Below are 24,206 nucleotides of genomic sequence, written 5' to 3' on the forward strand. Positions count from 1 at the left end.
ACTTGAAAATAGTATCAGCCATTTCTATATAAATTACACATCGCAATTGCTATTTATACAACAACAGTGCCACAGGATATTTTGAAACGCTTGAACTTGAAGTATCAAAACATAAAAAAACCCCTTCCCGAAAATTCGAGAAAGGGCTTGAAACGTTGATATAACAACGATATTAACGTTTTGAGAACTGAGGTGCACGACGAGCGCCGCGTAGACCTGGTTTTTTACGTTCTTTCATGCGTGAATCACGAGTAAGTAATCCAGCAGATTTTAATGCAGCACGGAAATCTGGGTCTACTTGAAGTAGAGCACGAGCGATACCGTGACGTACTGCACCAGCTTGACCAGTGTATCCACCACCGTTAACGTTTACGTGGATATCGTAGCTTCCTGTAGTTTCAGTTGCTACTAATGGTTGTTTAATTACTTCACGTAATGCAGCGAATGGTACGTATTCTTCGATTTCACGTTTGTTGATAACAATTTTACCTGTACCTGGTACTAAACGTACGCGAGCTACAGAGCTTTTACGGCGACCAGTGCCGATGTATTGAACTTGTGCCAAAGTAATATCCTCCTCTTAATTTATATTATCCGCGAAGCTCGTATGCTTCTGGTTTTTGTGCAGCATGTGGATGCTCTGTTCCAGTGTAAACGTTAAGTTTAGTGAACATTTTGCGACCTAAAGAGTTTTTAGGAAGCATACCTTTAACTGCTAATTCGATCATTCTTGTTGGGTACTTATCTAGCATTTCACCAGCAGTACGAGTTTTTAAACCACCCGCAAATTGAGTGTGGTGACGGTAAAGTTTACCCTCTAATTTGTTACCAGTTAAATGGATTTTGTCAGCGTTGATGATGATTACGTGATCACCTGTGTCAACGTTTGGTGTGAATGTTGGTTTATGTTTACCACGTAAGATAGCAGCTACTTCAGAAGCTAAACGTCCAAGAGTTTGGCCTTCTGCATCAACTACTAGCCATTTACGGTCTACTTCGTGACCTTTAGCCATGAATGTTGTACGCATGTATATATCCTCCTAATCGATTCGATTACCGTTATTTTTCATTAAACTACACTATAAGTTTTCGGGGCTTATTTGTGGTGGTAATGAAAATACCATCTGTTATCATATAATGAATGACTTTTAAAGTCAAGCAATTTCAATAAACACCTGGCGAAGTTGTTCAGATTCATTGATTGGTTAAATTAGGGCTTTTATGAGCCTTCATTTTTAAAATAATAATGTTATTTCGTGTCAAAAATTTTATACCATTATAATGGCTAATCACCAAAACGAGTGGTTGATTTCCGTTCCGACTGAGCGCTTTGTAGCTGTCGTTTCACTTTCGCTACAGGAAACATTTGCCGCTGACGCTTCGCTTTCGCACAGAAAACATCCGCTACGCTGCAGGGTCTCATCTGTGACGCTCCCCAAGGAGTCGCCCAGCCTCCACTCCAATCAACTTATCCTCATGATATACGTTAAACAAATGACAGCCCAACTTTGGATAAGCCATTTTAATAGAAGACTTTCTCAAGATACAGACCTTGTGGAGGTGCAGTTTTACCCGCCTTATCGCGATTCATAGATTGAACGACTAACGCCACGTTCTCAATGTCACGACGTCCTATACCAACTTCCCAAAGTGTGCCTGCAATGATGCGTACCATATTATATAAGAAGCCATTTCCTTCAATCACCATATGAAGCTCTTCACCATACCATTCAAATTGTAGTGCAGTCACTGTACGGACCTTATCTTTGACACTTGTATTGGCTGCACAAAAGCATGAAAAGTCATGTGTACCGATAATAGCCTTTGCTGCCTCCTGCATTGCCTCAACATTTGGTTTCACACCATTTGTCTCTACAGTGTATTGTCTGCGAAATGGACTTTGTACAGGCTCACATGACCATATATATCGGTACCGCTTTCCTGTTACACTGTAGCGCGCATGAAAATCAGCAGCTACTTCTTCCATCGACATTACTCGAATATCTCTTGGCAGTTGAACATTTAATGCCTTCATGTATTTATCTACTGGGATCGCTAGTGGTGAATCAAAATGCAATGTTTGGCCTGTTGCATGTACCCTTGCATCTGTACGTCCACTAGCTGTTACCTTTATCTTTTCCCCTTTATGCATAATGGTTAGAACACGCTCAACCTCAGCCTGTACTGTGCGCTCTCCAGGCTGTACTTGATAACCAGAAAATTGCGTTCCATCATAACTTATAATTGCTTTTAATCGTCGCATAAAGCTTACTCCTTTTAACTTCTATAGAAGAATAGTAAAACGGCCATTGCTACTAATAACACAAGTGAAAATGTATCACTCATATCCCATTTTAGCTTGCGATACCTCGTACGCCCTTCGCCTCCACGGTAACCTCTTACTTCCATAGCTGTTGCTAAATCTTCGGCTCGTTTAAAAGCACTGACAAAGAGAGGTACTAGTAATGGCACAACCGCTTTAATGCGGTCTTTTATTGGCCCAGAAGATAAATCCGAACCACGTGCCATTTGTGCTTTCATAATTTTATCTGTTTCATCCATTAACGTTGGAATAAAGCGCAATGAAATAGACATCATCAAAGCCAACTCATGTACTGGCACTTTTACCGCTTTTAATGGATTTAACAGTACTTCAATACCATCCGTAATAGAAATCGGTGATGTTGTAAGCGTTAAAATAGATGTCATAAACACTAAAACTAGGAAACGTATCGAAATAAAGATCCCTTGTCGAATACCTTCTTCGTAAATAGTAATAAACTTCCACTCAAATACTAAAGCACCTTCTTTCGTCATAAATATATGAATTAAGAAGGTAAATGCCATTAAAAAAATTACTGGTTTTAGACCATTAATTAAAAAATATAAACGAATATTTGATATGAGCACAATGAGTAAAGTAAAAGCTAATAACAAGGCATATGTCACTGTGTTGTTTGCTAAAAAAACAATAATAATGAATGCAAACACAAATATAAGCTTTGATCGTGGATCGAGCTTATGAACTGGAGAATTTCCGGGAAGAAAGCGACCAAATATCATTTTCTCCATCATGACTGTCCACGCTCCTCTCTTAGTACCCGAGCAATTTCAGCTGCTAGCTCTTCTTCGGTTAAGCAGATCTTTGAGAAGGATTTGTTTATCATTGTTTCAATTTTTTGTTGAAAGCGTACGATACGAGGTGGTTCTAAGCGGAAATTTTTTAATGTCACTACATCTTTAAAAATTTCTTGTGGTGTGCCACTTAGTACATTTTTCCCTTCATGCATAATGACAATATTGTCTGCATAACGAGCTGCGTCCTCCATACTGTGCGTTACAAGAATCGTCGTTAGACCACGTTCCTTGTGTAGCTTATAAAACATATCCATAATCTCTTTCTGACCGCGTGGATCAAGCCCTGCAGTTGGTTCATCTAAAACAATAACTTCAGGTTCCATCGCTAAAACGCCAGCAATTGCTACCCTACGCATTTGTCCGCCTGATAAATCAAAAGGTGATTTTTCAAGTACGGTCTCTGGTAAGCCGACTAAGCCTATAAGTTCTTTTGCTCGTGCTTCAGCCTCTTGCTCTGATACACCAAAATTCATAGGGCCAAACATAATATCCTTTAAAACGGTTTCTTCAAACAGCTGATGCTCCGGGAATTGAAACACAATACCAACCTTTTGACGTACAGCCTTTAAATCCTTCGCCTTTTTCCCAGCTACTACAATGCGATCTCCTATATGTACTTCCCCAGAGGTTGGTCTTAGAAGTGCATTGAAATGCTGAAGAATTGTCGATTTACCAGAACCTGTATGTCCGATAATTGCCTGATACGTATGTGATGGGATTTCAAAATCTACATCGAATAATGCACGTTTTTCAAAAGGTGTACCCTGTGAATAGGCATAGCTTACTTGTTGAAGTTTGATGTCCATAAATCATTCACCAACTCTTCTTCTGTCATATGTTGTCCCATTAATGGAACACCTTCCTTTTGTAATAACTTTGATAACTTCATGGCAAATGGTAAGTCTAGTCCAAACTCAACTAGCTTGTCTCCAAGTGCAAAAATTTCACCAGGTGTACCCTCAGCAAATTTCTTTCCATCATTCATAAAGAGAACACGATTTGCAAGCATGGCTTCCTCTAAATCATGCGTAATAGATATTACTGTTAACCCTGTTTCAGCCCGTAAAGTTTGAACAGTGTGTAATACCTCAGCACGCCCCTGTGGATCTAACATAGAAGTAGCTTCATCTAATATAAGAAGCTTAGGTTTCATCGCAAGTGCACCTGCAATAGCCACACGCTGCTTTTGACCACCTGATAAGTGATGTGGCTCATGATCTAAAAAATCGCTCATTTTTACTTGCTCAAGTGCCGCATGTACACGTTCTACCATCTCTTCAAACGGTACTCCGTTATTTTCAAGAGCAAAAGCAACATCATCCTGCACTGTCGCTCCAACAAATTGATTGTCTGGATTTTGGAAAACCATGCCTATCTGTGAACGGCTTTCCCACAAGTTTTCTTCACTTAATGGTTCTCGTAATATGCGTACATCGCCTCGCTGTGGGTATAACAAACCATTCATAAGCTTTGCAATGGTGGATTTACCAGAACCGTTATGGCCAACAATGGCAATCCATTCCCCTTCTTGAACTGCAAAGCTTACATTTTCAACAGCATTGCGACTTTCTTTTTCTTCTGGTGTATATGAAAATGTCACATTATTTAATGATAAAATTTCTGGCATTTCTAGAACTCCTCTCTACATGCTCAGCTCTACTAACTAACTTACACTTTTTTATGTATGAATTCTACTACAATCATTATGTCAATAAAAGAAAAGTGCTAAAATCACTTTTCGTTTTATTTTTAAAACTAATAGGACTAAATATAATTTATAGCATACATTAAATATTGGTGTGAACCACCTCAAACATTACCGTAACTGCATTCTATAAATCAGCCTATAAAAAAAAGCACCACTAAATTGGCGCTATCATACTTCCCTAAAAAATAAAAAAGCGCGCACCTCATTCGATAGAAATGCGCTAGTCGTTACATTTTCAAGAAACACGGGTGCTCAAGCCCTTGTTCCCTCTGAATGAGGTGCGGAGAGCTAAACGAGACGCCACACAACAGTGTCCGCTCATCATAACGCTCAGCTTAATTATTTGTCGTATAAATCGTTTATAAAGAAAGAGGGTGGTGATTCCACCCTCTTCACCACTTGTCTTCTCTTATGATTAAACTAATTCAATCACAACAACAGGTGCACCGTCACCACGACGAGGACCTACTTTAAGAATACGAGTGTAACCACCTTGACGCTCTGCATAACGTGGTGCAACATCATCAAATAACTTTTGCAGTGCAAATGAAGTTGTTTCGTTACCTTCAGCATCAGTAGTTGTTACTAGTTCACGACGGATGAATGCAGCAGCTTGACGGCGTGCGTGTAAATCTCCGCGTTTACCTAAAGTAATCATTTTTTCAACAGCTTTACGTACTTCTTTAGCGCGAGCCTCAGTAGTTTCGATACGCTCGTTGATGATTAAATCAGTAGCTAAGTCACGTAACATCGCTTTACGTTGAGAACTTGTACGACCAAGTTTTCTGTAACCCATGGACGTTTCCCTCCTTTATAAAAAATTATCTGATCTTGTAAGTTTTGTTTAAATCGCTTAGTCTTCTTTGCGTAACCCTAAACCAAGCTCTTCTAACTTCGCTTTTACCTCTTCAAGTGACTTACGTCCAAGGTTACGAACTTTCATCATGTCGTCTTCTGACTTATTCGCAAGTTCTAGTACTGTATTAATACCAGCGCGTTTTAAGCAGTTATAAGAACGAACAGAAAGATCAAGTTCTTCGATAGTCATCTCTAAAACTTTTTCTTTTTGATCTTCTTCTTTTTCGACCATGATTTCAGCAGTTTGTGCCTCATCTGTCATGCCAACGAAGATGTTTAGATGCTCGGTTAAAATTTTTGCTCCGAGCGAAATCGCCTCTTTCGGACCGATGCTACCATCTGTCCACACATCAAGAGAAAGTTTATCGTAGTCAGAAGACTGACCTACACGAGTATTTTCCACTTGGAAATTGACGCGTGATACTGGAGTGTAAATAGAGTCGATCGGGATCACGCCGATAGGAAGATCCTCACGTTTGTTTTGATCAGCAGGAGTGTAACCACGGCCGCGTTGAGCGTACATACGCATACGTAAATGACCGTTTTTAGCGATTGTTGCAATATATAGATCCGGGTTTAAAATTTCTACATCACTGTCATGTGTAATGTCAGCAGCTGTAACTGTACCATCGCCTTTTACATCAATCTCAATAACTTTTTCTTCGTCAGAGTAGATTTTAAGAGCTAGTTTTTTCACGTTCAAAATAATTGAAGCTACATCCTCTACAACGCCTTCTACAGTTGAGAATTCGTGAAGAACACCGTCAATTTGAATTGAAGTGACAGCAGCTCCTGGTAATGAAGACAGAAGGATACGACGTAAAGAATTACCCAAAGTGTTTCCATATCCGCGTTCAAGCGGTTCTACAACAAACTTTCCATATTTGGAATCTTCGCTGATCTCCACCGTTTCAATCTTTGGTTTTTCAATTTCGATCATTTTATTTACCCTCCTTCAAAACATCGAATGTATAGGTTCTTTCCATCATAGATTCGATCGTCATTGACGTATCGTTTATTATCTGCACAAGACAGTCTGTACAAAAAATGATGTTCTCATACAATATGAGACGCACCCATTACACGCGACGACGTTTTGGTGGACGGCAACCATTATGAGGAACTGGAGTAACGTCTTTAATAGCAGTTACATCTAAACCAGCAGCTTGAAGTGCACGAATTGCAGCTTCACGACCTGCACCAGGACCTTTAACAGTTACTTCCAACGTTTTCAGACCATGTTCAAGGGATGCTTTAGCAGCAGTTTCTGCAGCCATTTGAGCAGCGAATGGTGTAGATTTACGTGAACCACGGAAACCAAGAGCACCAGCACTTGACCAAGATACAGCGTTACCTTGCATATCTGTAATCGTTACGATTGTATTGTTAAATGTAGAACGAATGTGTGCGATACCAGATTCGATATTCTTTTTCACACGACGTTTACGAGTTTGTTGTTTACGAGCCATGTTAAGAAGGAACCTCCTTTACTTATTATTTTTTCTTGTTCGCTACAGTTTTACGAGGACCTTTACGCGTACGCGCATTGTTCTTCGTATTTTGACCACGAACAGGTAAACCACGACGGTGACGGATACCACGGAATGAACCGATTTCCATCAGACGTTTGATATTTAATGAAGTTTCGCGACGTAAGTCACCTTCAAGTTTGTATGAGTCTAATTGTTCACGGATTTTGTTTAACTCATCTTCAGTTAAGTCGCGTACGCGTGTATCTTCTGAAATACCTGCGTCAGCTAATACTTTCTGAGCTGTAGTTTTACCAATACCGTAAATGTAAGTTAATGAAATTACCACGCGTTTGTCGCGAGGAATGTCAACACCAGCAATACGTGCCATGTACGTTGTGCACCTCCTTTAAAATTATCCTTGTTTTTGTTTGTGTTTAGGATTTTCACAAATTACCATTACTTTACCGCGTCGGCGAATTACTTTACATTTTTCGCAGATCGGTTTTACAGATGGTCTCACTTTCATCTAACCAAACCTCCTTAGTAGTCCGGAGCGCAAAAGATTATTTAAAACGGTATGTGATACGACCGCGAGTTAAATCATAAGGAGATAACTCGATAGTAACCTTATCTCCAGGTAGAATGCGGATAAAGTGCATACGAATCTTACCAGAAACGTGTGCTAGAATCACATGTCCATTTTCTAATTCTACCTTAAACATCGCGTTTGGCAAAGTCTCAACAACTGTCCCTTCGACTTCAATTACATCATCTTTCGCCATCTACTCTGTCTCCTCTCTATATGCAAATTAAAGTTCTCATCGTTACATCAAACGGATATCTGCTGCAACTATAGAAGCAACCTCGTTTCAACATATGTTTGGATTGTATGAGAGATGTTTGAAAGACGCTCGTCTGGTTTCGCTTCACACAATCCACGGAATATACAGAACCATTAAGGGCACTGAACCTCCCATGTTTACACGAATACCGGAATGTCTTTGATGAGATATTCATACCCGTTACACAGATGCTTCCACGAAACCCATTATACTCTTTCAAAAGTAATGTTGCACTTTTTAAAAGAAATATATACCGGGCACAATATGCTTTTGCAACTCTCAAAAAATTATGTTTCGTTGTTGCTCCCGCATGCCTCCCGCGGAAGCAGTATTCTGCGCCCGGAGCCGGGTATCAGCTGCGGCTGCCCTGTAATAGAGCATCAAGATCAGCAAACACTTTGTTAATATCTTGCTGTCCATCAATATTTGTTAACACACCTTTTACTTCATAGTAGTCAAGTAATGGTTGTGCTTGTTTCATATTTACTTCCAGACGGTTTGCAACCGTTTCAGGATTATCATCCGCACGTGTATAAAGCTCGCCACCATCTTTATCACATTTTCCTTCCTCAGCTGGAGGATTGAAAACAAGGTGATAGGATGTACCACAAGTTTTACAAATACGACGACCTGATAGACGAGCAACTAGCTCATCCTTTTCAACTTGGATGTTAATTGTATGTTCAATAGCTTTACCAAGATCAGCAAGAATGCTGTCTAAAGCTTCAGCTTGAGGAACAGTACGTGGGAATCCATCTAATAAGAAGCCCTTTTCACAATCATGTTTAGCAAGTCGTTCACGAACAATACCAATCGTTACTTCATCAGGTACTAGAGCACCTTGATCAATAAACGATTTAGCTTGCAAGCCTAGTTCTGTACCATCTTTCATAGCAGCACGGAACATATCGCCTGTAGAAATATGAGGAATCGCGTACTTCTCAACGATTTTATCTGCTTGAGTACCTTTACCAGCACCTGGCAGACCCATTAAAACGATATTCATACGGAAATATTCCTCCCACAAAAGGTTTGCTGATTTCAGGAAACGATGAAACGTTCCCTAAAAACCAACATTATTTCATAAAGCCTTTGTAGTGACGTTTAACAAGTTGAGATTCTAGCTGTTTCATCGTTTCCAGCGCTACGCCGACTACGATAATAATACTAGTACCACCGATCTGCACTGTGGCAGGTAGTTTCATAATGTTCATGAGTATAATCGGCATTACCGAAATAACAGTTAAGAAAATCGCACCAACAAATGTCAGACGATATAACACGCTTGTTAAATACGTTTGTGTACTTTCACCCGGACGAATACCCGGAATGTAAGCACCTTGCTTTTTCAAGTTATCTGCCACATTTTCTGGATTCACTTGTACGAATGCATAGAAATATGTGAAGGCAATGATCAATGCAATGTAAACAACCATCCCAGCAGGTTTAGAATAATCAAACGTGTTCTCTATGAATGTTGTTACAGCACCTTCGCCAAAGAACGGAGCTAACACACGTGGTGTTGTCAAAAACGCTGATGCAAAGATTACCGGAATAACCCCTGCAGCATTTACTTTTAACGGTAAATGCGTTTGTTGAGCACCAGTTTGTTGGTTACGTCCAGTAACTCGTTTAGCATATTGAATTGGAATTTTACGTAGTGCTTGTTGCACGTAGATAACTCCAACCACTACTGCAAGCATAACTAAAACAAGCAATCCAAGAATTACTAGATTGATAAATAGTTTATCACCAGCACCCTCGATTTGCTGTGCATAGATTTGGTTAATGGCATTCGGTAATGCCGCAGTAATACCTGCGAAAATTACAATAGAAATACCATTCCCAACGCCATGTGCAGTAATTTGTTCAGCAAGCCATACAAGGAATGCTGTACCCGCTGTTAATACAATAGAAATCGTAACATACGTTAAAATTCCTTCTTCTTTAATCAATGATCCACCATACATTTTGTTAAAGCCAAATGACATTGCGAATGATTGAATAAAAGCAAGAATAATTGTAAAGTAACGAGTAAATTGAGCAAGTTTACGTCTTCCGACTTCACCTTGCTTTGCCCACTCAGCAAATTTCGGCACTACGTCCATTTGCAATAACTGAACAATAATTGAGGCCGTGATGTATGGATATATTCCCATCGCGAAGATCGAGAAGTTTTTCAAAGCACCACCGCCAAAAGTATTCAGGAAACCAACGAGATTGAACTCATCAGTTACCTTTAATACATTAGCGTCAACGTTTGGTACCGGTACAAACGTACCAATACGGAAAACGATTAACATTAAAAGAGTGAAAATGATTTTATTTCGTATATCTCGAACACGCATAAAGTTAGAGATCGTCTGAAACATTAAATCACCTCAGTAGTTCCGCCGGCATTCTCGATTGCTTCTTTAGCTGAAGCAGAGAATTTATGAGCTTTTACTGTAAGCTTTTTATCAAGAGTTCCGTTTCCAAGAACTTTAATTCCAGCTTTTTCATTGCTCACAAGACCAGTTTCAAGTAATAATGCAGCTGTTACCTCTGCACCGTCTTCGAAACGGTTTAATGTGTCAAGGTTAACGATAGCGTATTCTTTACGGTTGATGTTCGTAAAGCCACGTTTTGGTAAACGACGGAATAATGGGTTTTGACCGCCTTCAAAGCCTGGGCGAACACCGCCACCAGAACGAGCGTTTTGACCTTTATGACCTTTACCTGCTGTCTTACCGTTACCAGAACCGATACCACGACCAACGCGGTTGCGTTGCTTACGAGAACCTTCTGCTGGTTTTAACTCATGCAGTTTCATAGTGGGTGGCACCTCCTTGTTCAATAATTGGAAATTAAATTTCTTTTACAGTAACTAAGTGAGCTACTTTATCAAGCATACCGCGAGTAGCTGCATTATCAGCTTTCTCAACAGTTTGGTGTAATTTGCGTAAACCTAGAGCTTCGATTGTTTTACGTTGCGCAGGTTTAGTACCAATCACAGATTTTGTAAGGGTGATTTCTAATTTGTTAGCCATTATCTTTCCCCCCTTATCCTAATATTTCTTCCACTGATTTACCACGTAATTTAGCTACGTCCTCTACGCGTTTTAATTCAGTTAAACCTTGAACAGTTGCACGCACCATATTGATTGGTGTGTTAGTTCCAAGTGATTTTGAAAGAATATCAGTAATACCAGCTAGTTCTAGTACGGCACGTACTGGACCACCAGCGATAACTCCTGTACCAGGAGCAGCAGGTTTAATTAGAATTTCTCCTGCACCAAAGCGACCTTGCACTAAGTGTGGAGTTGTTCCACCTACGCGTGGCACTTCGATTAAGTTTTTCTTCGCATCTTCAACAGCTTTACGGATAGCATCTGGCACCTCTTGAGCTTTACCAGTACCGAAACCAACGTGACCGTTTTTATCGCCAACTACAACTAACGCTGTGAAGCGGAAGCGACGTCCACCTTTAACAACTTTAGCAACACGGTTAATAGTAACTACGCGTTCTTCAAGTTCTCCAAGTTTGTTTGCGTCAATTCGACTCATGAAATGTGTCCCTCCTTTTTATTAAAATTCTAAACCGTTCTCACGTGCAGCTTCAGCTAAAGCTTTAACACGTCCATGATATAAGTAACCACCACGGTCAAATACTACAGCAGTAATATTTTTTTCCGTAGCGCGTTTTGCGATTGTTTCACCGACTTTAGTTGCAGCATCAACATTGCTACCAGCACCTTCAAAACCATTTTCTTGAGAAGATGCGCTAACGATTGTTACGCCTGCTACGTCATCGATTAGTTGAGCGTAGATGTTCTTGTTAGAACGGAATACGTTTAAGCGTGGACGCTCAGCAGTACCCGAAATTTTAGAACGTACGCGTGCATGACGTTTTTTACGAACCTGATTTTTATCTTGTTTCGTAATCACAAGGGTCACTCCTTTCTAATGCTTAGGCAGCATTATTTACCTGTTTTACCTTCTTTACGACGAACGTATTCGCCTTCATAACGGATACCTTTACCTTTGTAAGGCTCTGGTGGACGCACGTCACGGATGTTAGATGCAAGAGCACCAACACGTTCTTTGCTGATACCTTTAACGATGATTTTAGTGTTTGAAGGAACTTCAACTTCTAGACCATCTTCCGGTGTGAACTCAACTGGATGTGAATAACCTACGTTAAGAACAAGTTTTTTACCTTGTAATTGCGCACGGTAACCGACACCGATAAGTTCTAATGATTTTTCGAAACCTACAGAAACACCAGTAACCATGTTCGCTAATAGCGCACGTGTTGTACCGTGGTTTGTGCGGTGTTCTTTTGAATCAGAAGGACGAGATACAGTGATTACGTTACCTTCTTGCTCAATTTTCATATCTTGGTGGAAAGAACGAACAAGTTCGCCTTTAGGACCTTTAACGGTAACTGAGTTGTCAGCTGCAACAGTAACAGTTACGTTAGCTGGTACCTCGATAATTTTTTTACCTACACGAGACATTTAGTTGCACCTCCATTCATTTATTGCTAATTACCAAACGTATGCTAGAACTTCGCCGCCAACTTGTTTAGCGCGAGCTTCTTTATCTGTTAATAAACCTTGTGAAGTTGACACTAAAGCGATACCAAGACCGTTCAGTACTTTAGGAACTTCATTTGTTTTTGCGTATACTCGTAGACCAGGTTTAGAAATACGTTTTAAACCAGTGATAACGCGCTCGTTATCTTTACCGTATTTTAAGAAGATACGGATGATACCTTGTTTGTTGTCTTCCACGTATTCTACGTCACGTACGAAACCTTCACGCTTTAAAATTTCAGCGATTTCTTTTTTCACGTTGGAAGCTGGTACTTCTAACTTCTCGTGACGAACCATGTTCGCATTACGAATGCGAGTAAGCATATCTGCAATCGGATCAGTCATTGTCATTACATTTACCTCCTTCCCAAATTAGGGGATTACCAGCTGGCTTTTTTCACGCCAGGAATTTGTCCCTTATATGCAAGTTCTCGGAAACAAATACGGCAAAGTTTGAATTTGCGATATACAGAGTGTGGACGGCCACAGCGTTCACAACGTGTATATTCTTGCACTTTAAACTTTTGCTTACGTTGTTGTTTAACGATCATAGATTTTTTAGCCACGTTTTCGCCCTCCTTGTTTAATTACTTTTGGAACGGCATACCGAATTGTGTCAATAACTCGCGAGCTTCTTCGTCAGAATTCGCTGTCGTTACGATCACGATGTCCATACCGCGTACTTTTGAAACTTTATCGTAATCGATTTCTGGGAAAATTAATTGCTCTTTAACACCTAAAGTGTAGTTACCGCGACCATCGAATGCTTTTTTAGAAACACCACGGAAGTCACGTACACGAGGTAGTGAAATTGAGATTAATTTGTCCAAGAATTCATACATACGCTCACCGCGTAATGTAACTTTAGCACCGATAGGCATACCTTCACGTAGACGGAAACCTGCGATCGATTTTTTCGCTTTAGTTACGACTGGTTTTTGACCAGTGATGATTGTTAATTCTTCTACAGCTGCATCTAATGCTTTTGAGTTTTGAACTGCGTCACCAACACCCATGTTGATAACGATTTTCTCAACTTTCGGCAATTGCATAACTGATTTATATCCAAACTTGCTCATAAGAGCAGGAGAAACTTCATTTAAATATTTTTCTTTTAGGCGGCTCATTTGTGTACCTCCCTTCTTTTTATAGAAATTAGTCGATTACTGCACCTGATTTTTTTGCAACACGAACTTTTTTACCGTTTTCGATTTTATAACCTACACGAGTCGGCTCGCCAGATTTAGGATCGATTAGCATTACGTTCGAAACGTGAATTGCAGCCTCTTGGCTTACAATTCCACCTTGTGGATTCAATTGGTTAGGTTTTACGTGTTTTTTCACGATGTTCACACCTTCAACAAGAACGCGATCTTGTTTAGGGTAAGCAGCAAGAATAACGCCTTCTTTGCCTTTATCCTTACCAGTGATTACCTTAACCTTGTCACCTTTTTTTACATGCATGCTGTCGCACCTCCTTGATTGGCACTGTCATGAAATTAAAGAACTTCTGGAGCTAGAGAAACGATTTTCATGAAGTTGCTGTCACGTAATTCACGTGCAACAGGTCCGAAAATACGAGTTCCGCGTGGTGATTTATCATCACGAATAATTACACAAGCATTTTCATCAAATTTGATGTACGTACCATCTTTACGACGTACGCCTGATTTAGTACGAACGATAACAGCTTTAACAACGTCACCCTTCTTAACAACGCCACCTGGTGTTGCTTTCTTAACTGTACAAACAACGATATCACCGATGTTAGCAGTTTTACGGCCAGAGCCACCAAGGACTTTAATTGTAAGAACTTCACGTGCACCTGAGTTGTCAGCAACTTTCATACGACTTTCTTGTTGGATCACTTAGGTTACCTCCCTTCGGAAATTGGTTGTTCCGAAATAGTTATTAAATAATAACCGCTTTTTCTACAACTTCAACTAGACGGAAACGTTTAGTAGCTGATAGCGGGCGAGTTTCCATGATACGTACGATATCACCGATTTTCGCTGTGTTTAACTCATCATGAGCCTTAAACTTTTTAGAGTATTTTACACGTTTACCATAAAGCTTGTGCTTTTTGTGAGTTTCAACTAAAACAGAAATTGTTTTGTCCATTTTATCTGAAACAACGCGGCCCGTGTAAACTTTGCGTTGATTACGCTCAGTCATACTTGAAAACCTCCTTTATCAGTTATTTGCACTGATTTCTCTTTCACGAATAACAGTTTTCATACGCGCGATTGCTTTACGCACTTCACGAATACGAGCTGTGTTTTCTAATTGACCAGTCGCCAATTGGAAGCGAAGGTTGAAAAGCTCTTCTTTCAGTGATTTCACTTTTAACTCTAATTCAGAAGTGGCAAGGTCACGGATTTCATTAGCTTTCATTAGATTCACCACCAGTTTCTTGACGTTTTACGATCTTACATTTAACAGGAAGCTTATGTGATGCTAAACGAAGTGCTTCACGTGCAACCTCTTCAGATACACCAGCGATTTCGAACATTACTTTTCCTGGTTTTACTACTGCAACCCAACCTTCAGGAGAACCTTTACCAGAACCCATGCGGACTTCTAGAGGTTTTTTAGTGTAAGGTTTGTGTGGGAAGATTTTAATCCAAACTTTACCGCCACGTTTCATGTAACGAGTCATCGCGATACGTGCAGATTCGATTTGACGGTTAGTAATCCAGCTAGCTGTTTGAGCTTGTAAGCCCCATTCGCCGAAAGATACTTCTTTGCCGCCTTTCGCTTCGCCACGCATGTTTCCGCGGTGTTCACGACGGTATTTTACGCGTTTAGGCAATAACATATTATTTGCCTCCTTCCACAGATTTCTTCGTAGGAAGAACTTCACCACGGTAGATCCATACTTTAACGCCTAATTTACCGTAAGTAGTGTCAGCTTCTGCGTGTGCATAGTCGATGTCAGCACGTAGAGTATGAAGTGGAACAGTTCCTTCACTATAGTGTTCAGCACGCGCGATATCAGCGCCACCTAAACGACCAGATACTTGTGTTTTAATTCCTTTTGCACCAGCACGAATTGTGCGTTGGATCGCTTGCTTTTGCGCACGACGGAATGATACACGGTTTTCTAATTGACGAGCGATGTTTTCAGCTACTAGACGAGCGTCAAGATCAGCACGTTTGATTTCGATAATGTTGATGTGTACACGTTTACCAGTTAAATCGCTAAGGTATTTACGAAGGTTTTCAACTTCAGAACCACCTTTACCGATTACCATACCTGGTTTCGCAGTGTGAATTGTAATGTTTACACGGTTTGCAGCGCGTTCGATTTCTACTTTAGAAACAGAAGCGTCTTTAAGAGCCGTTTCAATATATTTACGCACTTTGATGTCTTCGTGAAGTAGAGTTGCATAGTCTTTTTCAGCGTACCATTTTGACTCCCAGTCACGAATAATACCAACGCGCAGTCCTATTGGATGTACTTTTTGACCCACGGATTAACCCTCCTTCTTCTCAGATACCACTAGTGTGATGTGGCTTGTGCGTTTGTTAATTGCGCTTGCACGTCCTTGTGCACGTGGACGGAAACGTTTTAATGTTGGACCTTCATCAACGAAAACTTCAGAAACTACTAAAGAGTTGATGTCAAGATCGTAGTTATGCTCAGCGTTAGCAACTGCAGATTTTAATACTTTTTCAACGACTGGAGACGCCGCTTTTGGAGTATGACGTAAAATTGCAACTGCCTCACCAACTTGCTTGCCTCGGATTAAGTCTACAACTAGGCGTACTTTACGAGGAGCAATGCGAACAGTACGAGCGATAGCTTTAGCTTGTGTCATTAGGATTTACCTCCTCTCAAAATTAGCGTCTTGTTTTCTTGTCGTCTGCACCGTGACCTTTGTAAGCACGTGTCGGTGCGAACTCACCAAGTTTGTGGCCAACCATATCTTCTGTTACGTATACAGGAACGTGTTTACGTCCATCATAAACAGCAATCGTTAAACCGATGAAGTTCGGGAAGATTGTAGAACGGCGTGACCAAGTTTTAATAACTTGTTTTTTCTCAGAAGCCTCTTGCGCCTCCACTTTTTTCATTAAGTGGTCATCGACAAAAGGTCCTTTTTTCAAGCTGCGACCCATGTAGGAACCTCCCTCCGTGATTCCACCACGGCTCTCACATAGAACCGTAGTTTAACCACTTTATTTTTTACGACTACGGATGATGAATTTATCCGATTTGTTTTTCTTCTTGCGAGTTTTGTAACCAAGTGCTGGTTTACCCCAAGGAGTCATTGGTGATTTACGTCCGATTGGAGAACGTCCTTCACCACCACCGTGTGGGTGATCGTTAGGGTTCATTACAGAACCACGAACTTCTGGGCGTTTACCTAACCAACGGCTACGACCTGCTTTACCGATGTGTACTAGTTCGTGTTGTTCGTTACCAACTTGACCGATTGTAGCGCGGCAAGTAGCTAACACTAAACGTACTTCACCAGATTGTAGACGAACGATTACGTATTTGTCTTCACGACCAAGTACTTGAGCAGAAGTACCTGCAGAACGTACTAATTGTCCACCCTTACCAGGTTTTAACTCGATGTTATGGATTGTAGTACCCATTGGAATGTTTGCTAATGGTAATGCGTTACCTACTTTAATATCAGCATCTGGACCAGATACGATTGTTTGACCAACCTCTAGACCTTTTGGTGCTAAGATGTAAGCTTTTGCTCCATCAGCGTAGTTGATTAATGCGATATTCGCAGAACGGTTTGGATCATATTCGATAGTAGCAACTTTAGCCGGAATGCCATCTTTTACACGTTTGAAATCGATAACACGGTATTGCTTCTTATGTCCACCGCCATGATGACGAACAGTGATTTTACCTTGGTTATTACGACCAGCTTTGCGTTTAGTTGGTTCAAGCAATGATTTCTCAGGCTTGTTAGTTGTAATTTCCGCAAAGTCTAAAGACGTCATATTACGACGACCATTAGAGGTAGGTTTATACTTTTTAATCGCCATTGTGTTTCCCTCCTTCTTGATTGTTCAAATCATAAATCCATAAAGGATTACATTTCGAATAATTCGATTTCTTTGCTATCAGCAGTTAATTTAACAATCGCTTTACGACGTTTGTTAGTGTAACCACCGTAACGGCCTACGCGTTTGAATTTACCTTTGTAGTTAAGAACGTTTACTTTCTCAACTGTTACACCAAAGATTTCTTCTACAGCGTCTTTTACTTGAGTTTTGTTAGCGCGAGTGTCTACTTCGAAAGTATACTTTTTCTCTGCCATAAGTTCTGAAGAACGCTCAGTAATGACCGGACGTTTTAAAATATCACGTGCTTCCATTATCCAAGCACCTCCTCAACTTTTTCTACTGCAGATTTTGTGAATACAACTTTTTCATGACCTAATAGATCAAGAACATTGATTCCATTTGCAGTTAAAACTGTTACACCAGGGATGTTACGAGCAGATAATGCTACGTTTTCATCTAGGTCAGCAGTTACGAATAAAGATTTTTTCTCTAAAGAAAGATCTTTAAGGATTTTTGTGAATTCTTTTGTTTTTGGTGCTGCTAATGTAAGAGCATCAAGAACTAAGAAGTTTTGTTCTACTACTTTAGCTGATAAAGCTGATTTAAGAGCTAAGCGGCGAACTTTTTTAGGTAATTTATAAGAGTAGCTACGTGGAGTTGGACCGAATACGATACCACCACCGCGCCATTGTGGAGAACGGATAGAACCTTGACGAGCACGACCAGTTCCTTTTTGACGCCATGGTTTACGACCACCACCAGCAACTTCAGAACGGTTTTTAACCTTGTGATTACCTTGACGAAGAGAAGCGCGTTGTGCTACTACAGCGTCGAATAATACTGCTTCATTTGGCTCGATTCCAAAAATCGCATCGTTTAATTCGATTTCACCAACTGAAGCACCTGTTTGACTAAGTACAGATACTTTTGTCATTCCTGTTTCCTCCTTTCCTTAGGTGATTACTTAGCTTTAATTGCAGTTTTAACTGTAACTAGAGCTTTTTTAGAACCAGGAACATTACCTTTAACAAGTAGTAAGTTACGTTCCGCATCAACTTTCACGATTTCTAAGTTTTGGATTGTAACTACAGTGCCACCCATTTGACCAGGTAATTTCTTTTGTTTGAATACGCGGTTCGGAGCAACTGGACCCATTGAACCAGGACGACGGTGGTAACGAGAACCGTGGGCCATAGGACCACGAGATTGACCATGGCGTTTAATTACACCTTGGAAACCTTTACCTTTAGTAACACCTGTTACATCAATTACATCGCCTTCTGCGAAAATTTCTACTTTGACTTCTTGACCAACTTCGTATTCTTCAACGTTTACGTTGCGGAATTCACGGATGAAGCGCTTAGGAGCAGTGTTCGCTTTTGCTACGTGACCTTGTTCTGGTTTGTTAGAAAGCTTAACACGCTTGTCTTCAAAACCAACTTGGATTGCTTCGTAGCCGTCTGTTTCAACAGTTTTCTTTTGAAGAACTACGTTTGGAGCAGCTTCGATAACTGTTACCGGGATTAAATCGCCGTTTTCAGCGAAAACTTGTGTCATACCAATTTTTCTACCTAAGATTCCTTTAGCCATTTGTCACACCTCCTGTAAGTTTTAAAAAAGTTATATTTTTTTACCATTAAAGTTTGATTTCGATATCAACGCCAGATGGTAAATCAAGTTTCATTAACGCATCAACAGTTTGTGGTGTTGGGTTAACGATATCGATCAGACGTTTATGCGTACGCATTTCGAATTGTTCACGAGAATCTTTGTACTTGTGAACCGCACGAAGAATTGTGTACACAGACTTCTCAGTTGGAAGTGGAATCGGACCTGATACACTTGCACCTGAACGTTTTGCAGTTTCCACAATTTTCTCAGCAGACTGATCTAAAATACGGTGATCATACGCTTTTAAACGAATACGAATCTTTTGTTTTGCCATTATTTTCCCTCCTTCTCGCCTATTTTCTAGACATTCTCCACGAAAATTTTCCCACACACCGCCATGGCAAAGCGGCCGGGTGTGTCGGCAACCTCTCGTTTCATCGCAGTCAAAGACCAACATTCAACATTATACACAATAAAAAAAGAATAAGCAAGGCTTTTCGCTAAATTCTTTTAAATGTTGCAGATATTCTTACTACTAATATTTCTCGCTTATCTAAGCCGTTTACTAGTATATAAAATTTCAATGTACTTTGCAACATATAAGGCAATTACACCAACGTTTTCGCACATTTCTAACAATTAAATAGTATCAATATATAAAAAAAGCAGTCTCTAATAGTTAGAGACCGCTCATACTATTACTTTATAAGAAGAACACACATGCAATCCAGCCAAATATAATAAGTGGGATGTTAATAAAAATGAACGTTGGTACACATGTATCCCAAATGTGATTATGCTGTCCATCTACATTTAAACCAGCAGTAGGTCCAAGAGTAGAATCTGAAGCAGGAGAGCCCGCATCACCTAAAGCACCTGCTGTACCTATTAGACAAATAATCGCCAAAGGACTCAATCCCAGCCCTTGTGCAAGAGGAACAAATAAGGTCGCGATAATTGGTACTGTCGCAAAGGAAGATCCGATTCCCATCGTCACAATTAAACCAATGACTAACATAATCAATATAGCTAGACTCGTATTCCCTTGAAGAATGTTTATCGAACCATTAATTAAGCTATCTATATGACCTGTGGCGTTAATAACAGATGCAAAGCCATTTGCTGCGATCATAACGAAACCAATAAAGGCCATCATCTTCATTCCTTCTGAAAGAATCTCATCTGCTTCTTTCCATTTAAGTGCACCAGTGAAATACATAATCATAATGCCTGCAAAAGCACCTACAATCATCGAATCAGTATAAATTTGTGCGCATAGAGAAATAATTAAAGCCACAGTCGTTGAGATAATAACAAACTTACTAACATTTACATTTAAAGACTCTGTCTCTACATCATTATTTTGATATTGTCGAGGCTTTCGGTAAACGAAAAAGGCTACACATAACCCAATTAGCATCCCTAGAACGGGTATAGCCATCGCTGCTGGTACATCACGTGAGGATACTTCCATACCAGCCTTAGATACTTGCATTGAGACAATGTCTTGGAATATCGCTCCGAAGCCAGCAGGAACGAAACTATATGTCCCTATTAAACCAACAGCAATTAATGTTGCGATAATTCGTCGATCAACTTCTAGCATATTTAAAACTTTTAAGAGTGGCGGTATCAATAATGGGATAAAGGCTATATGAATTGGAATTAAATTTTGAGAGAAAATAGACATCATAAAGATTAGTAAGAAGATTAAAACCTTTACTAAACCTTTTCGATTACTTGTACCGTTTTTATTTAATATCTTTAAAATCCATGCAATCATTAATTCAGGAATTCCTGTTTTGGAAATGGCAATAGCAAAACCACCAAGCAACCCATAGCTTAAAGCAATCGTTGCGCCTGCCCCTAACCCTTCTGTAAATGATTTTACGGTTGCTTCTATACCCATGCCGCTTGTTAGACCACCCGCAAAGGCCCCCAACACAAGAGAAAGAACAACATTGATACGGAGCAAGCTTAATATTAACATGACAGCTACTGCCACAATTACTGCGTTCATTTCAACACTCCACTTTCGTACACTAGATTACTAATACGTTAAACTTTAACTGTCTAACAATTGAAAGTCAAGATATTTTTATAGCCCTATAATAATCTTCTAAATTTTGACGACGCAAAAAACAGTATGATCTTAAATAATCATACTGTTTTAGATTTCTTCCTATTATAGTGATTCACGAATGACTTTTTTATAATAGCCGACGGAAAGTATAGCGAAAATAGCGTATAACGCTATATAGCAGCTCATAGCAATCCATAATGGTGCAGTTAACTCTGAGCCGAATAAAAACCATCCTGACTTTACAGCAAAGTAACTATGGAGCAGCCCTATTATTAATGGAACACCAAAATTAAAGGCTTGTTTCATATATATACCTTTCATAATATCTTTTTCGGCGAAGCCAATCTTTCTTAATATCGTATAAGAGCCTCGCTCCTCTTCAGCCTCAGACATTTGCTTAAAGTATAAGATACTTCCAGTTGTCATTAAAAATGCTAAGCCTAAAAATGCTGCTGTAAATATCGTTATTCCTAATGTTTCGATATTCCCCTTACGTTGTTTTTCATAGGACTGTATATAGGATGGATTATAAACAACAGCCCCATTTTCTTTCACATGCGTACTCTCATCATATAAATTCTCCGCTAGGGCTAAGTCATTTTTATTCTTTAGGTTAATAGAAGTTTGTTTATACAACAAATCAGATACATTGTAAGTAGCTAATTCTTCAAACAATGCGTCTGGAACTACGAAAACCGGTCCTCCAGGCCCACCAGTTATAGCGCCACTTATAATACTTTCATGCCGCACCTCTTTAACATGAAGCGTCTCTTTCTTAGTTTTCTCCGGTCCTCCTATAGTGACATCTACATCACGATCCTTTTCAAGCGGAAACATTTCTGCCATATAGCCACCATAGTTTGTTAAAATAACGTCGTAACCCGAAATGGAAGCTTCAGGAACTATTTGTTGATAATCAGAAAGTGGAATTGTAGTAATGCTTCCTTCTGCACCATAAAGGGGATTATCTGCATTTTGCTGACTTTCAGATAATAATTGTGAAAATGAAGCTAAAACACTCTGTGTTCGGTACTCTATTTTATCAAAAGCTATATTATTTTCTTCAAGTTCCTTTAAGAACTCCTGACCGTGATCTTCAAGTAAAATATAATCTGCAGGCACTTGGCTATATGACGACGAGCCTGTTGAATAATAAGCTATATATGCTAATGTTGTAACCCCAAGTGAAACACCCGTTAAAACCGTTATAAGCGTTAATGATTTCGCATTACCTTTCATGCGATGCATTATCGGTGTTAGTGCTAAAACATCACGCACAGCCAAATGTCCATTTTTCTTAAGACGAATTGAATTCATAATAAATGCTACAGAGAAACGGAAAACAAGGAACGTTCCGCCAATGGTAGTTGCTAAAATAATAATCATATTTAGCGTTAAATTACCCTGAGAGTTAATATCGAAAAGCTTAGTTGATGCATAGTAGCCATATACAATAAATACAAGTCCTAAAAAGCCGATAACCATTTGTAATGGGCTAAAACGTTTCACGCGCTCATCGGCTTGCTTAGAAGCACTGAATAATGATAGTAATGATACACGGTAAATCATCCAAGCCATTTGCACGAGTACAATGACTAGTAGAATGGCAAATACTACGATAGACTTCTGTAAAGCCTCTGTACTAAATGTCATCGTCACAAGTGCTTCTTTTTCGAGTACGCGTAGTAAAATCATTGCAAATAAACGCGAACTAAAGAACCCTACAAGCATACCTATAACGACCGCACCGACAAATAATAGGATACTTTCTACCGCTAATAAGCGAACGATAAGCCCCTTTGTCATTCCTATTAGCTGATACAAGCCTATTTCCTTACTGCGACGCTTCATAAATAGATGATTTGCATAAAGTACGAAAAACAAAACAATAAAGTACAGCATATATGTTGCCGCAGCAAAACCCGCTGTGGCTGTACCGCTCTCCTCTACTGTAGCCAGCACTTCAGCATTATTTTGCAATGTCACAAAAGAAAAATATAAAGTAACACTAAAAATAAGTGCGAAAAAATATAAATAATAATGCTTCATATTTTTCTTCATACTGCGCAATACGAGTTTACTAAGACTCATAGCCGTCACCGCCTAGCACACTTTGCGTATGCATGATTTCTTGGAAAAATGCCTGTCTCGTTTTATCTCCTTTATATAGCTCACTATAAATGAGTCCGTCCTTTAAAAATAAAACACGTGTACAAAAACTCGCTGCTACTGCATCGTGCGTAACCATCATAATCGTTGCTTTTTTTGACTCATTAATACTTTGTAGATTTTTTAAAAGTGCAGTAGCTGATTTTGAGTCAAGTGCGCCTGTAGGTTCATCAGCGAATACAAGCGACGGATTCGTAATTAGTGCACGCGCTGCCGATGTACGTTGCTTTTGACCACCCGATATTTCATTTGGATATTTATTTAAAATTTCCGTAATACCTAATAAATGAGTAAGCTCTTTTAAGCGACTCTCTGCCACAGTCTTTGGTAGCCGACCAATAGCTAATGGTAGTAAAATATTTTCTTTTACCGTTAGCGTATCTAATAAATTATAATCTTGGAATATGAACCCCAATTGCTCACGACGGAAATTAGCTAATGCCTTCTCCTTCATACCACGTAAGTTTTGACCATTTATTTCAATAACACCTTCTGTAGCAAAGTCAATCGAACACAAAACATTTAAAAGTGTTGTCTTCCCAGAGCCTGAAGGTCCCATAATACCAACAAATTCACCTTTATTAACTTCTAAATCAATACCCTTTAATACCTCTTGGGCTGTTGATTTTTTGCCATATACTTTTTTTACTTTACGACCAATTAAAACTGCCACTTGTAAACGCCCCTTTCTATAGTTCAAGTGTACCCTGTCTA

39 protein-coding genes and 1 pseudogene are annotated in these 24,206 nt (G+C 39.6%); all 40 read right to left on the reverse strand.

Translation table 11 applies throughout. The features are described 5' to 3' along the window. Window positions 1-172 precede the first annotated feature (172 nt). Window positions 173-565, reverse strand: coding sequence for a 30S ribosomal protein S9 (gene rpsI / locus MY533_RS21150; RefSeq protein ID WP_004233744.1), 393 nt, complete (start codon window positions 563-565; stop codon window positions 173-175). Between the two features lie 25 nt (window positions 566-590). After that, window positions 591-1,028 (reverse strand): 50S ribosomal protein L13, encoded by a 438-nt coding sequence (gene rplM, locus MY533_RS21155; RefSeq protein WP_004233742.1) that lies wholly within the window; start codon window positions 1,026-1,028, stop codon window positions 591-593. A 257-nt stretch (window positions 1,029-1,285) separates the two neighbouring features. After that, window positions 1,286-1,423 carry a hypothetical protein gene (locus MY533_RS21160; RefSeq protein ID WP_248717480.1) on the reverse strand — a complete coding sequence of 46 codons (138 nt, stop codon included), beginning with the start codon at window positions 1,421-1,423 and terminating at the stop codon, window positions 1,286-1,288. Window positions 1,424-1,522: 99 nt separating this feature from the next. Beyond that, the gene (gene truA / locus MY533_RS21165; protein ID WP_248717481.1) at window positions 1,523-2,263 is read right to left on the reverse strand and encodes a tRNA pseudouridine(38-40) synthase TruA; all 741 of its coding nucleotides are present in this window, start codon (window positions 2,261-2,263) and stop codon (window positions 1,523-1,525) included. A gap of 14 nt (window positions 2,264-2,277) precedes the next feature. Next, window positions 2,278-3,075 carry an energy-coupling factor transporter transmembrane component T family protein gene (locus MY533_RS21170; protein WP_248717482.1) on the reverse strand — a complete coding sequence of 266 codons (798 nt, stop codon included), beginning with the start codon at window positions 3,073-3,075 and terminating at the stop codon, window positions 2,278-2,280. Then, window positions 3,072-3,944 carry an energy-coupling factor ABC transporter ATP-binding protein gene (locus MY533_RS21175; RefSeq protein ID WP_248717483.1) on the reverse strand — a complete coding sequence of 291 codons (873 nt, stop codon included), beginning with the start codon at window positions 3,942-3,944 and terminating at the stop codon, window positions 3,072-3,074. Before MY533_RS21175 ends, MY533_RS21170 begins: the two co-directional genes overlap by 4 nt. Then, complete coding sequence (locus tag MY533_RS21180) at window positions 3,920-4,765, reverse strand: energy-coupling factor ABC transporter ATP-binding protein (RefSeq protein WP_248717484.1); 846 nt, start codon at window positions 4,763-4,765, stop codon at window positions 3,920-3,922. Before MY533_RS21180 ends, MY533_RS21175 begins: the two co-directional genes overlap by 25 nt. 496 nt (window positions 4,766-5,261) lie before the next feature. Then, a complete protein-coding gene (gene rplQ / locus MY533_RS21185) occupies window positions 5,262-5,642 on the reverse strand; it encodes a 50S ribosomal protein L17 (RefSeq protein WP_012296051.1) in 381 nt (126 codons plus the stop codon). Between the two features lie 57 nt (window positions 5,643-5,699). Beyond that, on the reverse strand, window positions 5,700-6,644 hold the full coding sequence (locus tag MY533_RS21190; protein WP_004233733.1) for a DNA-directed RNA polymerase subunit alpha: 945 nt from the start codon (window positions 6,642-6,644) through the stop codon (window positions 5,700-5,702). Between the two features lie 139 nt (window positions 6,645-6,783). Further along, entirely contained in the window at window positions 6,784-7,173 is a 390-nt protein-coding gene (gene rpsK, locus MY533_RS21195; RefSeq protein WP_053482801.1) for a 30S ribosomal protein S11, read from the reverse strand. 25 nt (window positions 7,174-7,198) lie between these two features. Next, window positions 7,199-7,564, reverse strand: coding sequence for a 30S ribosomal protein S13 (rpsM, locus tag MY533_RS21200; protein ID WP_049662875.1), 366 nt, complete (start codon window positions 7,562-7,564; stop codon window positions 7,199-7,201). 24 nt (window positions 7,565-7,588) lie between these two features. Continuing rightward, entirely contained in the window at window positions 7,589-7,702 is a 114-nt protein-coding gene (rpmJ, locus tag MY533_RS21205) for a 50S ribosomal protein L36 (protein ID WP_000868344.1), read from the reverse strand. A gap of 37 nt (window positions 7,703-7,739) precedes the next feature. Beyond that, window positions 7,740-7,958 (reverse strand): translation initiation factor IF-1, encoded by a 219-nt coding sequence (gene infA, locus MY533_RS21210; RefSeq protein ID WP_004233690.1) that lies wholly within the window; start codon window positions 7,956-7,958, stop codon window positions 7,740-7,742. 86 nt (window positions 7,959-8,044) lie between these two features. Then, window positions 8,045-8,122: pseudogene (locus tag MY533_RS21215) on the reverse strand (type I methionyl aminopeptidase); the annotation flags it as partial. 248 nt (window positions 8,123-8,370) lie between these two features. After that, window positions 8,371-9,024, reverse strand: coding sequence for an adenylate kinase (locus MY533_RS21220; protein WP_142509889.1), 654 nt, complete (start codon window positions 9,022-9,024; stop codon window positions 8,371-8,373). A 70-nt stretch (window positions 9,025-9,094) separates the two neighbouring features. Continuing rightward, a complete protein-coding gene (gene secY, locus MY533_RS21225) occupies window positions 9,095-10,390 on the reverse strand; it encodes a preprotein translocase subunit SecY (RefSeq protein WP_248717485.1) in 1,296 nt (431 codons plus the stop codon). After that, entirely contained in the window at window positions 10,390-10,830 is a 441-nt protein-coding gene (gene rplO, locus MY533_RS21230) for a 50S ribosomal protein L15 (protein ID WP_132362701.1), read from the reverse strand. The genes secY and rplO overlap by 1 nt, the downstream gene beginning before the upstream one ends. 34 nt (window positions 10,831-10,864) lie before the next feature. Then, window positions 10,865-11,047: a 50S ribosomal protein L30 gene (rpmD, locus tag MY533_RS21235; RefSeq protein ID WP_054771429.1), complete on the reverse strand. Its 183-nt coding sequence runs from the start codon at window positions 11,045-11,047 to the stop codon at window positions 10,865-10,867. Window positions 11,048-11,060: 13 nt separating this feature from the next. Next, a complete protein-coding gene (gene rpsE, locus MY533_RS21240) occupies window positions 11,061-11,564 on the reverse strand; it encodes a 30S ribosomal protein S5 (RefSeq protein ID WP_049662867.1) in 504 nt (167 codons plus the stop codon). 21 nt (window positions 11,565-11,585) lie between these two features. Further along, window positions 11,586-11,945: a 50S ribosomal protein L18 gene (gene rplR, locus MY533_RS21245; protein ID WP_132362699.1), complete on the reverse strand. Its 360-nt coding sequence runs from the start codon at window positions 11,943-11,945 to the stop codon at window positions 11,586-11,588. 32 nt (window positions 11,946-11,977) lie between these two features. Then, on the reverse strand, window positions 11,978-12,517 hold the full coding sequence (rplF, locus tag MY533_RS21250; RefSeq protein ID WP_100542760.1) for a 50S ribosomal protein L6: 540 nt from the start codon (window positions 12,515-12,517) through the stop codon (window positions 11,978-11,980). 30 nt (window positions 12,518-12,547) lie between these two features. Then, the gene (rpsH, locus tag MY533_RS21255; RefSeq protein ID WP_008181717.1) at window positions 12,548-12,946 is read right to left on the reverse strand and encodes a 30S ribosomal protein S8; all 399 of its coding nucleotides are present in this window, start codon (window positions 12,944-12,946) and stop codon (window positions 12,548-12,550) included. Window positions 12,947-12,975: 29 nt separating this feature from the next. After that, window positions 12,976-13,161, reverse strand: a complete 186-nt coding sequence (locus MY533_RS21260; protein ID WP_004233656.1) for a type Z 30S ribosomal protein S14 — start codon at window positions 13,159-13,161, stop codon at window positions 12,976-12,978. Between the two features lie 21 nt (window positions 13,162-13,182). Further along, the gene (gene rplE, locus MY533_RS21265) at window positions 13,183-13,722 is read right to left on the reverse strand and encodes a 50S ribosomal protein L5 (protein WP_004233654.1); all 540 of its coding nucleotides are present in this window, start codon (window positions 13,720-13,722) and stop codon (window positions 13,183-13,185) included. A gap of 28 nt (window positions 13,723-13,750) precedes the next feature. After that, on the reverse strand, window positions 13,751-14,059 hold the full coding sequence (gene rplX, locus MY533_RS21270) for a 50S ribosomal protein L24 (RefSeq protein ID WP_053482809.1): 309 nt from the start codon (window positions 14,057-14,059) through the stop codon (window positions 13,751-13,753). A 35-nt stretch (window positions 14,060-14,094) separates the two neighbouring features. Further along, entirely contained in the window at window positions 14,095-14,463 is a 369-nt protein-coding gene (gene rplN, locus MY533_RS21275) for a 50S ribosomal protein L14 (RefSeq protein ID WP_004233650.1), read from the reverse strand. Window positions 14,464-14,506: 43 nt separating this feature from the next. Beyond that, window positions 14,507-14,770, reverse strand: coding sequence for a 30S ribosomal protein S17 (gene rpsQ / locus MY533_RS21280; RefSeq protein WP_053482810.1), 264 nt, complete (start codon window positions 14,768-14,770; stop codon window positions 14,507-14,509). Between the two features lie 18 nt (window positions 14,771-14,788). Then, window positions 14,789-14,989 carry a 50S ribosomal protein L29 gene (rpmC, locus tag MY533_RS21285; protein WP_049662852.1) on the reverse strand — a complete coding sequence of 67 codons (201 nt, stop codon included), beginning with the start codon at window positions 14,987-14,989 and terminating at the stop codon, window positions 14,789-14,791. Continuing rightward, window positions 14,979-15,413, reverse strand: coding sequence for a 50S ribosomal protein L16 (gene rplP, locus MY533_RS21290; protein ID WP_054767906.1), 435 nt, complete (start codon window positions 15,411-15,413; stop codon window positions 14,979-14,981). The genes rpmC and rplP overlap by 11 nt, the downstream gene beginning before the upstream one ends. Window position 15,414: 1 nt before the next feature. Continuing rightward, window positions 15,415-16,068 carry a 30S ribosomal protein S3 gene (gene rpsC, locus MY533_RS21295; protein ID WP_049662850.1) on the reverse strand — a complete coding sequence of 218 codons (654 nt, stop codon included), beginning with the start codon at window positions 16,066-16,068 and terminating at the stop codon, window positions 15,415-15,417. A gap of 3 nt (window positions 16,069-16,071) precedes the next feature. Beyond that, a complete protein-coding gene (rplV, locus tag MY533_RS21300) occupies window positions 16,072-16,416 on the reverse strand; it encodes a 50S ribosomal protein L22 (protein ID WP_004233639.1) in 345 nt (114 codons plus the stop codon). Between the two features lie 22 nt (window positions 16,417-16,438). Next, a complete protein-coding gene (gene rpsS, locus MY533_RS21305; protein ID WP_036151954.1) occupies window positions 16,439-16,717 on the reverse strand; it encodes a 30S ribosomal protein S19 in 279 nt (92 codons plus the stop codon). A 60-nt stretch (window positions 16,718-16,777) separates the two neighbouring features. Beyond that, window positions 16,778-17,608 (reverse strand): 50S ribosomal protein L2, encoded by an 831-nt coding sequence (gene rplB, locus MY533_RS21310; protein WP_036124661.1) that lies wholly within the window; start codon window positions 17,606-17,608, stop codon window positions 16,778-16,780. 47 nt (window positions 17,609-17,655) lie between these two features. Further along, window positions 17,656-17,940, reverse strand: coding sequence for a 50S ribosomal protein L23 (rplW, locus tag MY533_RS21315; RefSeq protein ID WP_053482811.1), 285 nt, complete (start codon window positions 17,938-17,940; stop codon window positions 17,656-17,658). Beyond that, a complete protein-coding gene (rplD, locus tag MY533_RS21320; RefSeq protein WP_012296062.1) occupies window positions 17,940-18,563 on the reverse strand; it encodes a 50S ribosomal protein L4 in 624 nt (207 codons plus the stop codon). Before rplD ends, rplW begins: the two co-directional genes overlap by 1 nt. A 26-nt stretch (window positions 18,564-18,589) precedes the next feature. Continuing rightward, window positions 18,590-19,219 carry a 50S ribosomal protein L3 gene (rplC, locus tag MY533_RS21325; protein WP_132362697.1) on the reverse strand — a complete coding sequence of 210 codons (630 nt, stop codon included), beginning with the start codon at window positions 19,217-19,219 and terminating at the stop codon, window positions 18,590-18,592. Window positions 19,220-19,265: 46 nt separating this feature from the next. Next, window positions 19,266-19,574, reverse strand: coding sequence for a 30S ribosomal protein S10 (rpsJ, locus tag MY533_RS21330; RefSeq protein ID WP_004233624.1), 309 nt, complete (start codon window positions 19,572-19,574; stop codon window positions 19,266-19,268). A 369-nt stretch (window positions 19,575-19,943) separates the two neighbouring features. Continuing rightward, entirely contained in the window at window positions 19,944-21,260 is a 1,317-nt protein-coding gene (locus MY533_RS21335; protein ID WP_248717486.1) for a Na+/H+ antiporter family protein, read from the reverse strand. Window positions 21,261-21,425: 165 nt separating this feature from the next. Then, complete coding sequence (locus MY533_RS21340) at window positions 21,426-23,414, reverse strand: FtsX-like permease family protein (protein ID WP_248717487.1); 1,989 nt, start codon at window positions 23,412-23,414, stop codon at window positions 21,426-21,428. Continuing rightward, on the reverse strand, window positions 23,404-24,165 hold the full coding sequence (locus MY533_RS21345) for an ABC transporter ATP-binding protein (RefSeq protein WP_248717488.1): 762 nt from the start codon (window positions 24,163-24,165) through the stop codon (window positions 23,404-23,406). Before MY533_RS21345 ends, MY533_RS21340 begins: the two co-directional genes overlap by 11 nt. Between the last annotated feature and the right edge of the window lie 41 nt (window positions 24,166-24,206).

The organism is Lysinibacillus sp. Ag94 (assembly GCF_023242215.1).
In the GTDB taxonomy this organism is placed as follows: domain Bacteria; phylum Bacillota; class Bacilli; order Bacillales_A; family Planococcaceae; genus Lysinibacillus.

Bases quoted from the DNA above. Each gene is read 5' to 3' on its own strand.
- truA (WP_248717481.1), bottom strand. From the start codon at position 2,263: ATGCGACGATTAAAAGCAATTATAAGTTATGATGGAACGCAATTTTCT.
- MY533_RS21335 (WP_248717486.1), bottom strand. From the start codon at position 21,260: ATGAACGCAGTAATTGTGGCAGTAGCTGTCATGTTAATATTAAGCTTG.
- rpsQ (WP_053482810.1), bottom strand. From the start codon at position 14,770: ATGACTGAGCGTAATCAACGCAAAGTTTACACGGGCCGCGTTGTTTCA.
- rplF (WP_100542760.1), bottom strand. From the start codon at position 12,517: ATGTCTCGTGTAGGTAAAAAAATTATCGAGGTACCAGCTAACGTAACT.
- rpsJ (WP_004233624.1), bottom strand. From the start codon at position 19,574: ATGGCAAAACAAAAGATTCGTATTCGTTTAAAAGCGTATGATCACCGT.
- rplB (WP_036124661.1), bottom strand. From the start codon at position 17,608: ATGGCGATTAAAAAGTATAAACCTACCTCTAATGGTCGTCGTAATATG.
- rpmD (WP_054771429.1), bottom strand. From the start codon at position 11,047: ATGGCTAACAAATTAGAAATCACCCTTACAAAATCTGTGATTGGTACT.
- rplD (WP_012296062.1), bottom strand. From the start codon at position 18,563: ATGACAAAAGTATCTGTACTTAGTCAAACAGGTGCTTCAGTTGGTGAA.
- MY533_RS21175 (WP_248717483.1), bottom strand. From the start codon at position 3,944: ATGGACATCAAACTTCAACAAGTAAGCTATGCCTATTCACAGGGTACA.
- rpsE (WP_049662867.1), bottom strand. From the start codon at position 11,564: ATGAGTCGAATTGACGCAAACAAACTTGGAGAACTTGAAGAACGCGTA.
- rplW (WP_053482811.1), bottom strand. From the start codon at position 17,940: ATGGAAGCACGTGATATTTTAAAACGTCCGGTCATTACTGAGCGTTCT.
- rplO (WP_132362701.1), bottom strand. From the start codon at position 10,830: ATGAAACTGCATGAGTTAAAACCAGCAGAAGGTTCTCGTAAGCAACGC.
- MY533_RS21220 (WP_142509889.1), bottom strand. From the start codon at position 9,024: ATGAATATCGTTTTAATGGGTCTGCCAGGTGCTGGTAAAGGTACTCAA.
- rplQ (WP_012296051.1), bottom strand. From the start codon at position 5,642: ATGGGTTACAGAAAACTTGGTCGTACAAGTTCTCAACGTAAAGCGATG.
- MY533_RS21170 (WP_248717482.1), bottom strand. From the start codon at position 3,075: ATGATGGAGAAAATGATATTTGGTCGCTTTCTTCCCGGAAATTCTCCA.
- rpsM (WP_049662875.1), bottom strand. From the start codon at position 7,564: ATGGCACGTATTGCTGGTGTTGACATTCCTCGCGACAAACGCGTGGTA.
- secY (WP_248717485.1), bottom strand. From the start codon at position 10,390: ATGTTTCAGACGATCTCTAACTTTATGCGTGTTCGAGATATACGAAAT.
- infA (WP_004233690.1), bottom strand. From the start codon at position 7,958: ATGGCGAAAGATGATGTAATTGAAGTCGAAGGGACAGTTGTTGAGACT.
- rplV (WP_004233639.1), bottom strand. From the start codon at position 16,416: ATGACACAAGCTAAAGCTATCGCTCGTACTGTTCGCATTGCTCCTCGT.
- rpmJ (WP_000868344.1), bottom strand. From the start codon at position 7,702: ATGAAAGTGAGACCATCTGTAAAACCGATCTGCGAAAAATGTAAAGTA.
- rplX (WP_053482809.1), bottom strand. From the start codon at position 14,059: ATGCATGTAAAAAAAGGTGACAAGGTTAAGGTAATCACTGGTAAGGAT.
- MY533_RS21160 (WP_248717480.1), bottom strand. From the start codon at position 1,423: ATGAGACCCTGCAGCGTAGCGGATGTTTTCTGTGCGAAAGCGAAGCGT.
- rpsK (WP_053482801.1), bottom strand. From the start codon at position 7,173: ATGGCTCGTAAACAACAAACTCGTAAACGTCGTGTGAAAAAGAATATC.
- rplC (WP_132362697.1), bottom strand. From the start codon at position 19,219: ATGGCTAAAGGAATCTTAGGTAGAAAAATTGGTATGACACAAGTTTTC.
- rplP (WP_054767906.1), bottom strand. From the start codon at position 15,413: ATGTTATTGCCTAAACGCGTAAAATACCGTCGTGAACACCGCGGAAAC.
- MY533_RS21180 (WP_248717484.1), bottom strand. From the start codon at position 4,765: ATGCCAGAAATTTTATCATTAAATAATGTGACATTTTCATATACACCA.
- MY533_RS21190 (WP_004233733.1), bottom strand. From the start codon at position 6,644: ATGATCGAAATTGAAAAACCAAAGATTGAAACGGTGGAGATCAGCGAA.
- MY533_RS21340 (WP_248717487.1), bottom strand. From the start codon at position 23,414: ATGAGTCTTAGTAAACTCGTATTGCGCAGTATGAAGAAAAATATGAAG.
- rpsH (WP_008181717.1), bottom strand. From the start codon at position 12,946: ATGACAATGACTGATCCGATTGCAGATATGCTTACTCGCATTCGTAAT.
- rplM (WP_004233742.1), bottom strand. From the start codon at position 1,028: ATGCGTACAACATTCATGGCTAAAGGTCACGAAGTAGACCGTAAATGG.
- rpsS (WP_036151954.1), bottom strand. From the start codon at position 16,717: ATGGGTCGCAGCTTGAAAAAAGGACCTTTTGTCGATGACCACTTAATG.
- rpmC (WP_049662852.1), bottom strand. From the start codon at position 14,989: ATGAAAGCTAATGAAATCCGTGACCTTGCCACTTCTGAATTAGAGTTA.
- rplE (WP_004233654.1), bottom strand. From the start codon at position 13,722: ATGAGCCGCCTAAAAGAAAAATATTTAAATGAAGTTTCTCCTGCTCTT.